21 protein-coding genes are annotated in these 14,406 nt (G+C 54.1%); all 21 read right to left on the reverse strand.

The features are described from left to right. Positions 1–512: 512 nt before the first annotated feature. A complete protein-coding gene (locus tag B5D35_RS07475; protein ID WP_078751966.1) occupies positions 513–1,247 on the reverse strand; it encodes a hypothetical protein in 735 nt (244 codons plus the stop codon). Further along, positions 1,238–1,924 (reverse strand): hypothetical protein, encoded by a 687-nt coding sequence (locus B5D35_RS07480; RefSeq protein ID WP_078751967.1) that lies wholly within the window; start codon positions 1,922–1,924, stop codon positions 1,238–1,240. The genes B5D35_RS07475 and B5D35_RS07480 overlap by 10 nt, the downstream gene beginning before the upstream one ends. After that, entirely contained in the window at positions 1,921–2,460 is a 540-nt protein-coding gene (locus B5D35_RS07485; protein WP_078751968.1) for a baseplate complex protein, read from the reverse strand. Before B5D35_RS07485 ends, B5D35_RS07480 begins: the two co-directional genes overlap by 4 nt. Then, on the reverse strand, positions 2,461–3,006 hold the full coding sequence (locus B5D35_RS07490; RefSeq protein ID WP_078751969.1) for a hypothetical protein: 546 nt from the start codon (positions 3,004–3,006) through the stop codon (positions 2,461–2,463). It lies immediately after the preceding gene. Next, the gene (locus tag B5D35_RS25390; RefSeq protein WP_078751970.1) at positions 3,003–4,421 is read right to left on the reverse strand and encodes a phage tail-collar fiber domain-containing protein; all 1,419 of its coding nucleotides are present in this window, start codon (positions 4,419–4,421) and stop codon (positions 3,003–3,005) included. Before B5D35_RS25390 ends, B5D35_RS07490 begins: the two co-directional genes overlap by 4 nt. 18 nt (positions 4,422–4,439) lie before the next feature. Continuing rightward, on the reverse strand, positions 4,440–5,054 hold the full coding sequence (locus tag B5D35_RS07500) for a phage tail protein (RefSeq protein ID WP_078751971.1): 615 nt from the start codon (positions 5,052–5,054) through the stop codon (positions 4,440–4,442). Positions 5,055–5,058: 4 nt separating this feature from the next. Next, the gene (locus tag B5D35_RS07505; protein ID WP_078751972.1) at positions 5,059–6,240 is read right to left on the reverse strand and encodes a baseplate J/gp47 family protein; all 1,182 of its coding nucleotides are present in this window, start codon (positions 6,238–6,240) and stop codon (positions 5,059–5,061) included. Then, positions 6,233–6,568 carry a DUF2590 family protein gene (locus tag B5D35_RS07510; RefSeq protein ID WP_078751973.1) on the reverse strand — a complete coding sequence of 112 codons (336 nt, stop codon included), beginning with the start codon at positions 6,566–6,568 and terminating at the stop codon, positions 6,233–6,235. The genes B5D35_RS07505 and B5D35_RS07510 overlap by 8 nt, the downstream gene beginning before the upstream one ends. Continuing rightward, positions 6,565–8,460 (reverse strand): phage tail tape measure protein, encoded by a 1,896-nt coding sequence (locus B5D35_RS07515; RefSeq protein ID WP_078751974.1) that lies wholly within the window; start codon positions 8,458–8,460, stop codon positions 6,565–6,567. The genes B5D35_RS07510 and B5D35_RS07515 overlap by 4 nt, the downstream gene beginning before the upstream one ends. Positions 8,461–8,464: 4 nt before the next feature. Then, on the reverse strand, positions 8,465–8,608 hold the full coding sequence (locus B5D35_RS24270; RefSeq protein ID WP_170915146.1) for a DUF6890 family protein: 144 nt from the start codon (positions 8,606–8,608) through the stop codon (positions 8,465–8,467). A gap of 41 nt (positions 8,609–8,649) precedes the next feature. After that, entirely contained in the window at positions 8,650–8,916 is a 267-nt protein-coding gene (locus tag B5D35_RS07520; protein WP_078751975.1) for a putative phage tail assembly chaperone, read from the reverse strand. Between the two features lie 2 nt (positions 8,917–8,918). Then, positions 8,919–9,188: a hypothetical protein gene (locus B5D35_RS07525; protein WP_078751976.1), complete on the reverse strand. Its 270-nt coding sequence runs from the start codon at positions 9,186–9,188 to the stop codon at positions 8,919–8,921. Next, positions 9,189–9,773 carry a 3TM-type holin gene (locus B5D35_RS07530; RefSeq protein WP_078751977.1) on the reverse strand — a complete coding sequence of 195 codons (585 nt, stop codon included), beginning with the start codon at positions 9,771–9,773 and terminating at the stop codon, positions 9,189–9,191. It abuts the gene before it with no gap. A 4-nt stretch (positions 9,774–9,777) separates the two neighbouring features. Continuing rightward, positions 9,778–10,200, reverse strand: a complete 423-nt coding sequence (locus tag B5D35_RS07535) for a DUF5675 family protein (RefSeq protein WP_078751978.1) — start codon at positions 10,198–10,200, stop codon at positions 9,778–9,780. Next, the gene (locus tag B5D35_RS07540; RefSeq protein WP_078751979.1) at positions 10,197–10,424 is read right to left on the reverse strand and encodes a TraR/DksA C4-type zinc finger protein; all 228 of its coding nucleotides are present in this window, start codon (positions 10,422–10,424) and stop codon (positions 10,197–10,199) included. Before B5D35_RS07540 ends, B5D35_RS07535 begins: the two co-directional genes overlap by 4 nt. Before the next feature lie 5 nt (positions 10,425–10,429). Further along, positions 10,430–10,879, reverse strand: a complete 450-nt coding sequence (locus tag B5D35_RS07545; protein WP_078751980.1) for a phage protein — start codon at positions 10,877–10,879, stop codon at positions 10,430–10,432. 3 nt (positions 10,880–10,882) lie between these two features. Continuing rightward, the gene (locus tag B5D35_RS07550) at positions 10,883–12,022 is read right to left on the reverse strand and encodes a DUF2586 domain-containing protein (protein WP_078751981.1); all 1,140 of its coding nucleotides are present in this window, start codon (positions 12,020–12,022) and stop codon (positions 10,883–10,885) included. Between the two features lie 2 nt (positions 12,023–12,024). After that, positions 12,025–12,681, reverse strand: coding sequence for a virion morphogenesis protein (locus B5D35_RS07555; protein ID WP_078751982.1), 657 nt, complete (start codon positions 12,679–12,681; stop codon positions 12,025–12,027). Further along, a complete protein-coding gene (locus B5D35_RS07560) occupies positions 12,665–13,150 on the reverse strand; it encodes a phage tail protein (protein WP_078751983.1) in 486 nt (161 codons plus the stop codon). The genes B5D35_RS07555 and B5D35_RS07560 overlap by 17 nt, the downstream gene beginning before the upstream one ends. Beyond that, positions 13,150–13,557 carry a head completion/stabilization protein gene (locus B5D35_RS07565; protein WP_078751984.1) on the reverse strand — a complete coding sequence of 136 codons (408 nt, stop codon included), beginning with the start codon at positions 13,555–13,557 and terminating at the stop codon, positions 13,150–13,152. Before B5D35_RS07565 ends, B5D35_RS07560 begins: the two co-directional genes overlap by 1 nt. 110 nt (positions 13,558–13,667) lie before the next feature. Further along, positions 13,668–14,405 carry a phage terminase small subunit gene (gpM, locus tag B5D35_RS07570; RefSeq protein WP_170915147.1) on the reverse strand — a complete coding sequence of 246 codons (738 nt, stop codon included), beginning with the start codon at positions 14,403–14,405 and terminating at the stop codon, positions 13,668–13,670. Between the last annotated feature and the right edge of the window lies 1 nt (position 14,406).

A 14,406-nucleotide genomic window follows, 5' to 3' on the forward strand; every position in this document is an offset into this window, starting at 1 on the left:
GCCTTGATAATAGTTACTCTTGTGTGCCTGTTTTGAAATTTTTCCAACGGTCGGTTTTTGGCGTCGGTGCCAGTGCTGGCGCGGGTTTGTCGTGGTTGTTGCTGATCGTTGTTTTTGGTCGTCTGATCGTCTGTTTTGACCACGTAAACCGCATTCATTCCACTTTATTCAATCACTTACGTTTAGCACCTTGCGCTTTCGGTGATCGTTAAAACTGAAAAACACTGAAAAAAAGCGCACTTTTTGAAATTCCTGATCATTGACCAAGCCCCAGCAGCGGTGCGGGTTGGCGGTTTATTTTTGCAGAATTCAAAACTGAAAAAAAAATCAGATCGCATACGTCGCGGGAGGGGAGGAGGAGCGCGTTTTACGTGGCGGAAAGGTTCACGTGTGCGGATTACGTGGCCGCTGTTTGGCGCGTGGTGATGCGTTCGTGATTTGTGCGGTGTGGCTGGGCAAGATAAACAAAGCGCCTCTGTGTGAGGCGCTTGGGTGGCTTGTTTTACGTGGGTTTATTTGGTGATGGGATCTAGCCTGCCTTTTAGGGCGGTAGATGCTTGGCCGTGGCCTGTCATGTTGTCTGCTTTATCTGGTGCACTGGTTGGTGCGCCTGTCTCTGGGCTTGAGTGTTTATGGGCGGCGCAGGTGTCGGCCAGTTCTGTGACTACTTGCATCAGTTCACTTAGCAGCTTGAGCACGTTCTCACCGCTTGAGCCAATCCATGTCTTTGGGGCGCGGTGGTCTTGTTCTGTTTTGGCGCGTACTTCGTGCAGGTCGCAATGAAGTTGGGCCAGCTTATCGGTGATGTTTCTGAAATTCCCTTTTTCGTCCACGTGCTGATAAACGCCGGGTCGCTGTTGGTATCGGCTTTCGCCCGCTTTGATGGCGGGTAGCTTGCAACCCAGTGGCAACACGGTGCGAATGAAGGGTTTATCCGGTTCGCCGTTGAAGAAGGCCACTTCCACGATTGCGCCAATGGCTGGCGGTTCTAGCCTTCCGGCCTGTTCGCCAATGCCTGGTACTGGCAGTGGCACGGCTTGAAGGGTTGGAATGTCTTCACGCTCCATGAATTTGCCATCCAGCAGTTTCACGTCTGCGGCGTAGTGGGGATAAAAGCGATCAGATAAATCGCCTTCGCTGGGCAATTCTGTCAGGGCCACGACTTTGGCGGCGTGTGGCAGGTGCCAGTTGCCTGTCAGTTCGGGAAAAAGGCGGTAGATAATGCGCTTTATCGCGTTTACGTCCATTCGATGATTGTCTCTGTTCCTGTGTGTTCGACGGTTGCCAGCTTACGGCCATTCACTACCACGCCGGGCTTTAGGTGTGGAATGCAATTCATGGTGGCTTTTTTCAGTGCTTGGTTGGGGTTCATGATGTTGTTTGGCAGTTCAACGGGTTTGTCTGCCCAATGGGAATCAGACCAACTGCCCACGTAAATTTTGCCGTCGCCTTGTTGTTGCCAGGTGTAATCAGGAATGCTGAAGGCTTGGCCGATTTCATCTAACAGTCGGTAGCCGTTCCCTGTTGAGTAAAAGCAGGGGATCGCGGTTTGGCTGTAGGCTTTATCTGGAAAGACGAACTGCAAGCCCGTTTGTAGTCCAAGGTTGCTGAGTACGCCTGCCAAGTTAGGGTGACGCATGACAACATGCCATTGGTGATACAGCACGGCGGCCAGTTCACGGCAGAAGATTTGCACGAAACCGGGGTTGCTTGGTGATACTCGCTCAATGTAGCCCGTAAACACGCGCTTAACGGAATCGCCCCAACCAAGTTCAATAGCAATGATTTGTTGTGGGTTTGCGTCGCCTTTGATGGTGAGTTGCGCCCGCCCCGGTGCGTTATCGGAAAAGGTCAGCCGATGTTGGCTGACTTCCATTAGTGTGTTGCCTTTCCAGCATTGGATGCGAAATTTTGCGTTATTCATGCCAACGCCTTATCCAAATCTTGTAGCACGCCCATAAAGCCGGTCATTTCCACTTCGGTGTCCGGTGGCACGTCAGCAGTCGCGGTTGGCGGTGGCGCAGGTGTCGCTACGCCTGTGGCTTTTTGTTGTGCTGCGGGCTTTGGCGGCTCGCGTTTTTCGGTTCGCTCTGAAATGCTGAGGTGTTCAACCAGTTCAAAGGCAATGTGCCACTGACGTAGCTGGGCATCTTCCTGTGCGGTCACGGTGCCCTGAAACTTCACCTGGCTGATTTTCAGCGCTTCAGCAGTGCGGTTGCCAATTCGATAGATCACGCGGGCGCTGTTGCCTTTGGCGCGGGCGAGTGTGTATAGGCGGTTAAGGCTTTTGGCCTGTGTGAAGGGCAATGTGCCAGTGACCACCAACACGGTGGCTTTGTCGCCTGTTTCGGCTTGGTCAGTGGCTGCAGAACTGCCGGACATGTCCTGCCAGGCGAGTTGCTGACGGGCGGTGACTTTTAAGCCTTTCAGCGGGATTTGGGTTGCGGATAGGGTAAGCATTTATGTCCATCCTGGCGGTGTCGGCCAAGGATGTGCCGCTTTGATTTTTTCGACAAACCCATCCGCCTGCTTTTCGATGGCTTCTGCTTCGTCATCCAATCCTTTGCGCTTTAATCGGTACGCTTCCATATACAATGGGTCGGAAAGACGCGTGTATTCTGAGCGGCGTGCGTCTACAGTCTCTTCATAGCGGTGTTCAAAACGGATCTGCTCGTTGGTTTTCCAGCCTTGAGGTGTCCACTCATCGAACGGTGAAGTGGGTTTGTCTACCGTATAATCGTCCGTCACCTCGCTAACATCGCTGAACACTTTTTCCGCCTGCGTTTCTTTATGGTATGCCGCGATTTTTTGCGGCTTGGCTTCGACAGTCCACGTTTGGTTTTCCAGGTCAGCGCGGCATTGTTGGTTTTCGGGGTTGTGCTCGGGTGCGGGTTCCCACAATGCAAACTTGGGTTTGATGTAGTCAGGATATCCAGAAATCAGAGAAACAGGCACCGCGCCAGTGAAAATCAGGGTTGTTGGATTGAATGCGTAAGCAGTTTTCATGCGGATGCGCCTCCGTTGTGGCCCCGGTGGATGAATGCTCCGATGTTGATAGTTTTAGGGCGGTTTTCATTTGCGGTTGGTACTACACGGGAAGCCTTAAAGTCCACCGCAGGTGCCACTAATGCGCCACCTGCAGTTGTCGTCGCGTTAGCCATAATTTGTTGGCCTCCCAAAATACCCATAGCTCCATGTCCCTGCGTGAACATCCATCCGTTGTTCGTGTAGAAAGATGCTGTAATATCTCGCATCGCGTCACCTTGCGTTTCACCATGCGCCACACCCTCCGGCGCACCACGCAAGAATGTGCCCAAATGCAAATCCGGCGTGGTAAATGTCGAAACGCCATCACCGTCACCGTACTTTCCAGCGTATTGGAATGGGTCTGCATCTTTCAGCGCTTGCGATACCACTAAACTGTTGTCTACAGCGTGTTGCCAAAGAATCGCATCGACGTCGCGTGAAAGCGCCATGTCTCCACGCGCAGGCACCTGCCAGGGTTTTGGTGTCGCGCTGAACGAGTATTCAGGATCGCCAACCTTACCGCGCAACATTTTGGCTTCAAGCTCGGCCAGCTCCGCTTTCATCTTCCCGCTAACACGCAAATCAGTAATCGAGCCATCCGCTTCAACCCGGGCTAGCTCTGCCACGTAATGTTCGCGGCCTTCGGCGTCGGTGTAATCGGTGAGCGCGTCATTGGTGGCGACCACATCAAACAGGTTTTCATGCGTGGAAAGTGCGCTGCCGTCTCGGTAGGCATCCAGCCACAGAGTGATCGGCTTATTGGTGATGGTCTGCACCATTTGCGCCGCCAGTTGCACGCGCAGGCCGCCGAGGTAAACCACACCCGGTGCAATCAAATACTTGGTTTGGTCAACGTCGTGGCGGGTTACGTCAAAGCCATCAATAAACGCCGTGTGGCCGTAATTGTCCAAGCAGTGCAGGCGGTGGTCTTCGTCCATGCCTTTCAAACGGGCTTGGTAGTCAATCTGCCAAGTTGCGGCGTCCACTGTCACTTGCGCAGCGGCGGCGGCCCCGTCGAATTGCATCAACATGGACTTGGTTAGCGCCATGCCCGTTTCTTTGGTTTCAGTGGCTTTATACACCACCATGCCGCAACTGTTTGGCACGGCCTTGTCACGCAAAAACATGGCGTTGAACGTGAACGGCTCAGTGCTGCCCGGAATGACGACCGAATACACCACCGCATTACTGCCGGACTTGCCGATTTGGTCAACGTCCTTTTGGTGAACCCATTGGCCTTGCGGCGGCAGTGTCACTGTGCGGTCAATCGGCTGACTCAAATCGAGATCAGGAATCATGGCAAAAATGATTTCATTGAGGTCAGTCGGCTGACTGAGTGAAACCTTGTTTTGCAGATACTTTTCAAACTCTAACGGGATAGCCACTTGGCTCATAGTTAACGCTCCCTTTCCTTACATTCGGCGCGTCATAGACGCCACAAAAATCTGTTGATGATGTTCGATGCTTTGTTCACGCACCGCCACGGCGGTTTCGTTGCAGGCTTTGGCCGCTTCCAGTGCGAAGCGATGCCCAAACGCCGCACTGTGCATGTGCAGCGTGGCTGGATAAGTCACATTGAATTGATAGCGGCGGCAGGTGCGCCCGTATTGGCGAATCATGGCATTCATTAGCCAGTTCTTTTGCGCCAGTTCCCCGTCTGCGGTTTCAATCGTCACCACATCCCATTGCACAGGGTCTTGGCGTTCATGGATTTCCACCCAATCCACACCTAGCTTGGCGAACATGTTTTTAAAACCGCGTGTTTCGCCAGCATGACGGGCGAACGGGTAGGCATTTGCCACACGGATGCGGAAAATCATTTCGTCTTCACGTTCCAGCGGGGTAATGTCCCGCTCCCATGCCATCAGCTTCACAATGCCAATGGGCGCGGTGAGCGCATCAAACTGGGTTAAAGGCAGGCGCAATGCTTCATCGACTTTCAGCCAGTAGTTTCGAAGGGCGCGGGCAAACTTCACCAGCTCGCCGCGTCCCATCCAATACTTGAACTTAATTTCAGGCAGCTTCATGCGGTTAGCCCTGCAAGTTCACGGTTAGCGTGCCAAGGCGCGGAATGGTCAGATGGCTGACAATATCCGCCTGTTCAAACTTCACCGATTCCAAACCAGGCAGCAGGGTGTGCAATTCACCCTCCAAGCGTGAAAAGCTGAAACGGCCAACCGGCTGGGTGCGCGTCACGGAGTAATCGAGGTTTTCGCGGAAAGCCGATTCAGTGATCAGTTCCACGTCTGTTTTTAACGCTTCACGTTCAGCGTCTGTCAGCACAGGCTTCGGCCATACCAACACCGTGATGTTGTGCTGCGTTTCCGGCATGGCTTTCACGGTCATGCCATCGCCGTGGCCGTGTAAACCTTCGTCGATGCGCGCTTGCAGATCAGCAATCAGTTCTGGTGCGGGGTTGCCGGTATCAAGCAGAATCAGCGCGTTTGCGGTGCCGGGGCCATTCGGCGCACCGTGTTCGAAAAACACGTTATCGGTTTGAATGCCTTCCGCCTCGGTGAGAATGGCGCGGTAAGCAGCATCAATGTGCCATTGCGCTACCGCAGACCACTGATTGCGCACACGCAGGCGCAATTCGTCTTCATCTTCTTCGTCGGCACCTGCTTCAATCAGCCAGTCTTCTTCATTGGTGGCTGCCGCAATGCCAGAAGGGACAGAGGGCAACACATGGAAATACCCAGCGCCGAGGTTATAGGCTGCGCCCGCTTCTTCCGCTTCCACAATGGCGTCCACTGTAGTGTCGTTCTCCGGCATCACCGTATCTTCCAGCACTTTCACGCGGTAGATTTTGCCGTTGATGACATCAGTTTGAACCCAAGTGTCTGCGGGAATTAACAGCGCTGGCCCTTGAATGGCAGCCCGTTGAAACACCACTTTGCCTTTGGCTTTATTGGCAGGCTTTGGCTCTACATCCACGCCCCATGCCTTTTGCTTTAGAAACTCGCCCGAGACTGTCGCCAAAAACATGTTTGGCAATACAAAGCCGATCAGCAACTTTTCAACCAGCCACACAGTGCAGGTGATCACCGCTTGCTCAATCATGCGCCAGAAAGGAGAAAAGCGGCTGTCGTTGTTGATCACGCTGCCTTCTTTTTCCATCTCTGCTTTCAGCACTTTGCGCCAGCCGTCGTGGTCGGTTGGAATGCCTGCGTCTTTGACGATTTGCTTATAATCAGGCTTTGGAATATCAGCCATTGCTCACCTCAAGTTTCAACGCGCCGAACTCGCGGGTATCGGCAAAAATCCAGATTTGGCCCAGCTTGGGTTCTTCCAATGTCACTGTGCCTGGCACCAGTCGTGTTTCTTCTTCCACCAAGAGTTCGATTTGCTTTTTGATGTCGGCACGGCCAGACGGGGAATTTTCACCCACTAGGGCCACGGCCAAGCCGCTTTCAATAATCGCGTGCTTAATGTCTTGGGCGATCACCTGTGCATCTTTAATCAGTACCGGGTTGCGTCCGTCGTCCAGCTTCACGTCACCGTTTTCAATCAGCATATCTTGGTAGATGTAATCTCTGCTCATGGTGCGGCCATCTCCAATTCGTGGGCAAGGTCTTGCGGGTTGTTGACCTGTTGCGCGTAGATGTTCACGCCGCCATAGTGAGTGTTTCGGCCTTGGTTGTTATAGGTCGCCATTTGACGCGCCACACCGCCTTGCTGAACCTGCGCACGTGGGGTGGCTTGGCGAACCGCTTCAATTCTTCGCCCCGGTGTTTCGTCTTCTTCACCAAAGCCCGGAATCCAATCAACCAGCCCTTTCACCGATTCCATGGCTGCATTGAATCCGCTGTTCAGCCATTCAAACAGGCTGCCGAATACCGCTTTCAGTTCGTCGCCAATGGCAAACAGACCATCAAAGGCGGTGAAGTCAGTGAAGCCGCTGGTTACCCATTTCCAGCCACCATAAATGGCTTGAAAAGCGGCGCGGAAAGGGGCGGAAAGCAGAGTGATGGCATCAAACCAGGCGGTGTCACCAAAGCTGGCTTTCAGATCATCCCAGTAGTAGGTCAGCGCACCAATAGCCGCGACTGCCGCCACACATGCACCGACAATCAGCACAATTGGGTTAGCTGCAATCACAATGTTCAGGGCCAGCATTGCGCCTTTGGCAAAGGCCAGCGTTTTGGAAAGCGCACCGAATGCGAAGGTCACCACTTTCAGCAAAGGCGCACCGAGTGACACGGTTGCCCACAGCATTTTGCAGGCACCTGTCAGAATGGTGAGCACACCGCCAGCGGCGACAAGGCCGAAGAATCCTAGCGCCGCATAACCCAACCACTTGGTGATGTTTGGAAAGACTTTTGTCCATTCCACCAATTCCATGGCACCGTCTGCCAAGGTTTGCACCATAGGCAACAGGGAAGGCAACAACGCCGTACCAATCGCCGCACGAATGGCGAAAACACCCGCCTCCATGCGTTCCCATTGGTCTGTCATCGCCCCGGCCATTTGTTCGGCCACGTCCAACCCTTGCACCTTGCCGAGTTGGTCAATTGAACCTGCCAGCCCTTCGGTGTTCTGCATCAGCAGTTGAATCATTGCCACGGCTTCTTGCGAGCCGAACGCCTTGGAAAGCTCCGCCGATTCCGCCACAGAAATGGTGTCACCGAACTTGCCTTTCAGTTGGTTGAGAATATCGACAATCGGCAGCAGTTGGCCTTGCGAGTCGGTGAACGACATGTTCAACGTGTCTTGTGCTTTCGCCGCACCTGCAAGGAAAGCGCGGTACTTTGTCCCCGCTTCACTGCCGCTCATGGTGGCTTGCAGCGTACCGAGGATCGCCATTTGTTCGGTCATACCCACGCCCACTGCAGTTGCCGATGCACCCACAGAGGTAAAGGCCGAACTCATTTCAGCACCGGTGGTTTTGAACATCTGCACCGCTTTGGCGGTTTGACCGCCGAGCATGTTCACCCAGTCGGCTTTCCCCATCTCATTGGCTGAGTTCTGGAAAATGCCGTACATGGTACCCACGTAGCTGGTAATCGTGGCCGTGTCTGCTTTGGTCGCTGCCGCCAGCACACCTGAAGCGCGGGTGAACTCGGAAAGTTCATTCCCCGCCAACCCTGCAATGGCTGATTGAATGTCATAAGACGCGCCGACGAACTCCGCCGCCGACTTGCCATATTCAACCGAGAATTGCAGCGCCGTTTCTGCCAATGTCTTCAACTGCGCATCAGCCACACCGAGTGATTTCACTTCACCCAATGCGCGGTCCATATCAATGGCCGGTTGCAATGCCTGTTGCAGTGCAATACCTGCACCTGCCACGCCAGCCGCACCCGCCACCATGGTGTGTGTGCCGTCGCGGTAGCTTTTTGACATATCAGTGAACTGCCGTTGGATGTTGCCAAGCGGCTTGCTGATTTGGTCAATCAGGCCAACGGTGAAGCGAAGCGGTTCAGGTAGAGACATTCGTTTATCCTGCAAAGGCTTTGGCGGTGCCGTTTGTCGTTGCCATGCTCGCGTTATCCCAATATTGCTTTTCAAGGAATACCGCACGCGCAAGGTTTATTTCTGTGTCCGGTTCATGCGGCAGCCACTTGCGCCGCCATGCGTACATCTGGAGTAAGTCGCTGCTTTCCAGCGACTTCACCAGGTCTTCTATTTTTTTACGGTGATTGCCACCTTCGGTGCGTACTCGCCTACCACCGCACCTGCGATTTGGAGCATTGCGCCAGCGTTGTCTTCATCCAGTTGACGCAGCACGTCTTTTGCTTCATCACCTTCAGCAGCTTGCATCACGAAGTTGTGGGCAGAATCGACCAACTCACCACGCGCCATTGCGCTGATGTATTCGCCATAGAGTTCAGGCGATGGGGTGAAGGTGATATCAGTGCCAGCGACGGCCAGAACGATTGCTTTGCTCATGGTTATTTCTCTCTATCTAACTTGGTTTCAAGACGGTCAAACCGCCCGTTGATGGATTCTTTCAAGTCGTCCACCGCTTCACGCAATTCATGTTTGGTGGCGTACTTTTCGGCGTTGTCGCCGCGCATCCTTTCGATTGCTAATTCGTTGCTATGGGTGCGTTGTTCCAGTTCTTTTGCTGTGGTGGCGGATTTCTCAGCGCGTGTGAACACAAAGGCAATCAGCGACAGAAGAAAACCAGCGACCGCAATCAACACGCGCCAATCTTCCATTTAGCCCCCTTTAACGGCCTGTTTCAGACCACCAAGGATGCCCGCAGGGGCAAGTCCTTTTGCCACCTGCTTATCTTGGCTGCGCTTGTGAATGCTGATACCCAGCACAGCAAGCGCGACGCTGAATAGTGGGGTTAAGGCCACCACTGCGTTGATCACCGCTGCCGCCTGTTCTGGCGAAGCAATCAGGCACACTGCAATACCAATAAAAATCGACACCCACGCTACACACATGGCGTAACCGAAGGTTGGCCGCCAGCGGCGCACAAACGGGTCATTGCTTGCCAGCTCTGCTTGCATCACTTTGGTCTGCTCGGTGATCGCCAGCTTGCGTTCTTCGCTTTCCAACTTGGCGTGCTCAAGCGCTAACTGCTTCAGTTCACGCTCATGCTCGAATTCAAGTTCCTGCACCTTCCGCACGGCTTCTGGGTTTGTCGCCAGCTCCATGCCAATGGCTTCGGCGGTGTTCTCTACACCCAACTTGCTGGCAACCATTGCGCCCACGCTTGCCCCAACAGGGCCACCAATCACCGAGCCGATCAGCGGTGCAACACTGCCTAGAATCCGTTTAACGTCTTGCCACATGTTCCTAGTCCTTCTTGATGGTGAGCATGGCGGGTTCGCCGCCCAGTTCTTTCATCAGCGCATCAAACGCTGCGCCTGATTTCATTACCCCCCATTCGCCGTGCAATTCACCGAAGTGAACGCCCGGTGCCAAACAGCCTTGCAACTGGCTTGGCAGGTTGGCTTTGTGGATCAGAATGTGAGTGCGCAGGCTTGGGCCGTAACGGGTCACACCCAGCGTGCGCGCTTCCAGTGCGTAGCAGCTGCCAAACTTTGGCGAGTCATGCGGCAGCAGTTGGTAAGTACCTTCTGGAATGCAGGATTTACCCGGCGCGTTGTTCAGGTCGGCACGTTCCGCCATCACACATACCTGTGAGCCATCTTGACGATGCAGCGTGCCGAAGGAGCCTTCATCGAAGTAGCGGCGGTTTAAAATGAAATGTTTCAACGTTTAGCCCTCAGTTCGACAAGCTGCTGACAGTCCACACAGGTGCAGCAATGCGGTAACGCGATTCGGCGTGCTTCGGGGATTTCCGCGCCACATTCAAAGCAGTGCGTTTCGCCAAATGGGTGTTCGCGTTTCGCTTTGGCATTGGCTGCCAACTGGTTAGCCAATGCCACTTCGGTCTGTTTGGTTTCGTTATCGCTGGCATGGTCGATAAAGTCCGGCATGATGATTACCCGATAATGTCGATGGTTTCTTCAGGGCGCAGATACGGCACACCGTTGATGGTCACAAAGTCGGGGTCAGTAACATCGAACTGCACCTTGTGAACCAGCGCATTGCCCCCGTTGCTATCCGCATCAATCAGGCTGGAGATTTTCAACTTGATGCCGAACATCTCCACCTTCAGTTCGTCACGCTCAGTCTTGCCAAAGCCCATGGCGTCGAAAGGTTTTAAGCCACGGAAGGAACCCGCCCCTTTCGCCACCTTCATCAGCAGGTTGAAATTACTGGTGTTCAGTTCCAGTTCGCCGCTGGCTTCCACATCCCCTTCCACGTAGCCATCAGGCACGCCATTGGTTTTGGTCACGGCACTGTTATCGGTGATGTCCAGCGTCCACTTCTGCGCTTGCAGCTTGAGGCCATCCATCATGAATTTGAGGTTCTTACCGGAAATACGCATGGGTTACGCCTCCGCTTGGTTTGAAAGGTCGAGGGCGATATTCACCACAATGTGTTTCGGGCAGTTGTGCGGGGTCACAATCAGGCCAATCGCCACTTTGGTTTTAGTCATCCACTGAATGGTCACGTCACCTTCTGCGGGTGGCATGATTTCACCAGGGAACTGAATACCGCCAATCTCAATGCCCTTGCTCATTTCGCGCATATCAGCCGCAAAATATTGCTTGTTCATTTCGATAGATTCCGGCGTGGAATTCAGAATCTTGTCAGCGATGCGGCGAATTGCCTTGATGCGCACACGGCGGTTCAGCTTGTGTACCGGACGGATGTATTCAAGAAACTGGTAATCACCGCCTTTGGCTTCCAGTGTTGAAGCGTCTGCCCAGTAAATGCCTTCATAGTCGGCATACCACTGCGGCACGCTGAAACGTTCGCGGGAAAGTGCGCCAAGTGTTGCCAAGCCAAGCGGCTTGCCTGCGCAGTCCACTGGCGCTTCGCCAAGGCTGAGAACTGGGCCCGTTGCCACACGCATTGGCGTGTCGGCAATGGTCACGGCGCGGTTACACAAGCGGCCAGCCAGCACACCTGCGTTATTGCCGTGAAGTTGCGGCACTGCCACCACCATGTTGGCGGCCACGCCTGCTTGCAGGGCAATGGTGGCGTTTTCGTATTCGGTCCACGTTTGTGTTTCCGCATCAATGCCCGGCACCGCTGCCAAGACGAAACACCAACGGCCAAGCTTGTTGGTCAGTTCTGCCGTTACCGCCTGCATGGCGTCAAAGTCTGCTTTGTTGGTGGTTTCGTCGATGATCACCACGGCTTCAAATGAACCAGACTCGTTCGCGATGTCTATGGCATCCGCCCATGTCAGGCCGCCTTCAACACCATCAAGACCGAACACTTCAGCCGTCCAGTTTTGGCCGCCGTTCACTTGCGCCGCTTTAACGTTCGCCGCCAGTGCATCGTCTGGCTGCTCGCCATTTAGAAACAGTTCATCAAGGTCAGTGGTCGCATCAATGCGCGTCACTTTGCCTTGAAGCGCTGCTTTGGCGGTGGTACCAATGAACAGTAAATGCCGTTCAATTTCGGGGATGCCGCCTTGTCCAAGGTTGAGGTTATTTACCTCGACTTGTCCCAATGCCATTGTTATTTCCTTCTCTGTGCCTGCTCGAAAATCTGCACAAGCTGGCGGTTAACGTCGGTGTGTTTGCTGCCCAGAATCTGGCGTTCGGCCAGTGGAATGTCCCACTGTGATTGCTTCGGCTTGCCGCTCAGTTCGCGGATAATTGCGCCTGCTTTACCGTGCGTCAGATTTTGTTGAATCCATGCCAGTGTTGGCTTTTTGCGGCCTTTGCCGCTTTTGGTCGGGATGGTGTAACCCAGTTCCCGAAGTTTGCGCGCCATGCCTTTGGTTGGCGGGGCGTCGTAATCTGGTTTCCCAAAGCGCCGTTGCAGTTGCCTTGCGCTCATCTTTTGGGTTTGGCCTATGTGGTGCCTTGCCGCTGTTCGGGCGGTTTGCTTGTTGCGCCACGTTAGGTCTAATTCTTTCGCGCCGTTTTTCACGTAAGGCTCTAAGCCCTTCGCCATGCGGCGGAACATCTTTTTCCGGCCTTTCTTTCGGGCTTCTAGCCCTTTGCCGTGAATGTCTTTTTGCTGGCTGATACGCTTGCGCACATTCTGTTTTTCCCAGCGTCCCAGCGTTTTCAGAATCCAAAACCGCTTTTTGGGTGGCAGTGCCAGCAGTGCCAGTTTTTCGTTGAAGTTCAGCGCGTCACGCTGATTTAACTTAACCGTCGGTTTCATTGCTGATTTCGGCTTCTTCCGCTACATCTACCGGCACGGTTTGCACCCGATAGGTTTCGCCCTGGTATTCAATCAGCCCGTTAGGGTCTGGGATCATTTCGATAGGCTCCGAAAGCTCTAACTCAATGGTCACGTCCACGGTGCCTTCATCGAGAATGTCCACCGCCAGTGTTGGGTCTTCCAATTCCAGATCACTGCGCTCGTGGTCGAACTCGCTAATCCAACAGGCCACCGCCGCCAACAGGTAACGCGGGTCTAATAGGTGATGTGGAAAACCTTCAATGCTGATCACCGCGTTGTATTGCCATTCAGCAATGCGAATGCCGTGGCCCCTGTCGTCGCCATTGATGACGATTTTTGCGTTTTCCTGCCAAGCGTCGATTTTGTTATCCAGCACACTGGTTTTCAGTGCCTTCACCACGTATTCGGTGAGGTGCTGCAACTTGGTTTTGGTGTATGCGTCGGCCATCAGAGCAACTCAATTCCGTTGGGGCTTTCGCCCTTAATTTGGGCAATGTCCCGCGTTGATTGAGCGCGGAACCTGTCGCCCTGTTCGCCTGCATCTTCTGCCGTGTTTTCGGCTTCATCGCGGCGGTTCTGGGTGGCGAACTCTGGCAGCAGGTCAGCGTGTGCCAGTGCGTACACCGCCCGTTGGTACAGCGCCAGCTTTGCGCCTGTCAGCGATTGGTCAACGCCAGCCAACTGGCCTTGCACGTTGTCGGCGGCAATTTCGATTGCCATTGCCACGCTGCTTTCGTCAAACACATGGGGAATGCGGCGCACCTTGCGAAAGTCAGCGGTGGATAAATCCGGCCAGCCGTTACCCGCAATGTTGGTGTTCTGGTTGGTTGGCACCTTGCCGCCAAATCCGCTCATGCTGTTTGTTCCTCAAATCGGTGTGCTTCTACCCACTAGGTCAACGTCATTGGGTTTGCCTTACGGCAGCCCGACTCGCCAGCCGAAGCACGCGGGGGGTTAGGAGCCGTTTATAAATTCGTGCCTTCGCGTAACGCTCGGATGCGTGCCGGAATGCGGTTTTTAATCAAGTCGCCCACACCAATCTTTGAATGCAGGTCGTTAGCTTTGGTGAGCATCGCCAGTGCCTTTTCCAGCGTTTCAACGCTGCCGACACTTGGCACATTCACGTTGCCGAGCTCATCGCGCAGCAGGTATTGGCCGCCGAGTTTGTACAGCTTGGCGCTGACTCTCTCGAACACGCGCCATTCCCCCTCGTGAATGCGTTCCATCACCTGTGTGAAATAAGGGTCAATCGCGTTGCCTTCTTTCACCTGGGCGTCTGCCCAATCGAAAACGCTATCAGCGCAGAAGGTTTGCCAATCACGCTTGAAGCGTTCCGGGGTTGGCAGTGCCAGTTCAATGGCTTTCAGCACCCACGCCATGAAGGTTTCCATGTCGCCGGTGTCGTAAAACCAGATCACCATTTCAGAGAAAATCGGGTTTTCTTCCGCCACGCCGCTTTCCAGCCACGCTTCCACCTGCGGGCGGTACTTCGGAATGAGAACCGAACGCTTGTGCTCGATTTTGTCTGAAATTGCGTTTAAGCCTTTCAGCACGGCGCGGTCGTTTTCCAGTTCCATCAGTTGGAGTTCAAGAGAACCGGTAGTGGCCGCCGCGATAACAGGCGGGGGTTCCCCCGCGCTGTTATGGCTGGCGCGTTCCCATTTGAGGTTGCTCCTCATACCTGGAGATAAACGCCTAGCCATT

Origin of the sequence: Enterovibrio nigricans DSM 22720, assembly GCF_900167155.1 — a bacterium.
Lineage (GTDB): Bacteria > Pseudomonadota > Gammaproteobacteria > Enterobacterales > Vibrionaceae > Enterovibrio > Enterovibrio nigricans.

Coding starts and splice junctions, on each gene's coding strand:
- B5D35_RS07505 (WP_078751972.1), bottom strand. CDS start 6,240: ATGGCTGATATTCCAAAGCCTGATTATAAGCAAATCGTCAAAGACGCA.
- B5D35_RS07550 (WP_078751981.1), bottom strand. CDS start 12,022: ATGGCATTGGGACAAGTCGAGGTAAATAACCTCAACCTTGGACAAGGC.
- gpM (WP_170915147.1), bottom strand. CDS start 14,405: ATGGCTAGGCGTTTATCTCCAGGTATGAGGAGCAACCTCAAATGGGAA.
- B5D35_RS25390 (WP_078751970.1), bottom strand. CDS start 4,421: ATGAGCCAAGTGGCTATCCCGTTAGAGTTTGAAAAGTATCTGCAAAAC.
- B5D35_RS07515 (WP_078751974.1), bottom strand. CDS start 8,460: ATGTCTCTACCTGAACCGCTTCGCTTCACCGTTGGCCTGATTGACCAA.
- B5D35_RS07555 (WP_078751982.1), bottom strand. CDS start 12,681: ATGAAACCGACGGTTAAGTTAAATCAGCGTGACGCGCTGAACTTCAAC.
- B5D35_RS07545 (WP_078751980.1), bottom strand. CDS start 10,879: ATGCGTATTTCCGGTAAGAACCTCAAATTCATGATGGATGGCCTCAAG.
- B5D35_RS07520 (WP_078751975.1), bottom strand. CDS start 8,916: ATGAGCAAAGCAATCGTTCTGGCCGTCGCTGGCACTGATATCACCTTC.
- B5D35_RS07530 (WP_078751977.1), bottom strand. CDS start 9,773: ATGTGGCAAGACGTTAAACGGATTCTAGGCAGTGTTGCACCGCTGATC.
- B5D35_RS07540 (WP_078751979.1), bottom strand. CDS start 10,424: ATGCCGGACTTTATCGACCATGCCAGCGATAACGAAACCAAACAGACC.
- B5D35_RS07485 (WP_078751968.1), bottom strand. CDS start 2,460: ATGCTTACCCTATCCGCAACCCAAATCCCGCTGAAAGGCTTAAAAGTC.
- B5D35_RS07510 (WP_078751973.1), bottom strand. CDS start 6,568: ATGAGCAGAGATTACATCTACCAAGATATGCTGATTGAAAACGGTGAC.
- B5D35_RS07565 (WP_078751984.1), bottom strand. CDS start 13,557: ATGAGCGGATTTGGCGGCAAGGTGCCAACCAACCAGAACACCAACATT.
- B5D35_RS07490 (WP_078751969.1), bottom strand. CDS start 3,006: ATGAAAACTGCTTACGCATTCAATCCAACAACCCTGATTTTCACTGGC.
- B5D35_RS07500 (WP_078751971.1), bottom strand. CDS start 5,054: ATGAAGCTGCCTGAAATTAAGTTCAAGTATTGGATGGGACGCGGCGAG.
- B5D35_RS24270 (WP_170915146.1), bottom strand. CDS start 8,608: ATGTACGCATGGCGGCGCAAGTGGCTGCCGCATGAACCGGACACAGAA.
- B5D35_RS07525 (WP_078751976.1), bottom strand. CDS start 9,188: ATGGAAGATTGGCGCGTGTTGATTGCGGTCGCTGGTTTTCTTCTGTCG.
- B5D35_RS07475 (WP_078751966.1), bottom strand. CDS start 1,247: ATGGACGTAAACGCGATAAAGCGCATTATCTACCGCCTTTTTCCCGAA.
- B5D35_RS07560 (WP_078751983.1), bottom strand. CDS start 13,150: ATGGCCGACGCATACACCAAAACCAAGTTGCAGCACCTCACCGAATAC.
- B5D35_RS07480 (WP_078751967.1), bottom strand. CDS start 1,924: ATGAATAACGCAAAATTTCGCATCCAATGCTGGAAAGGCAACACACTA.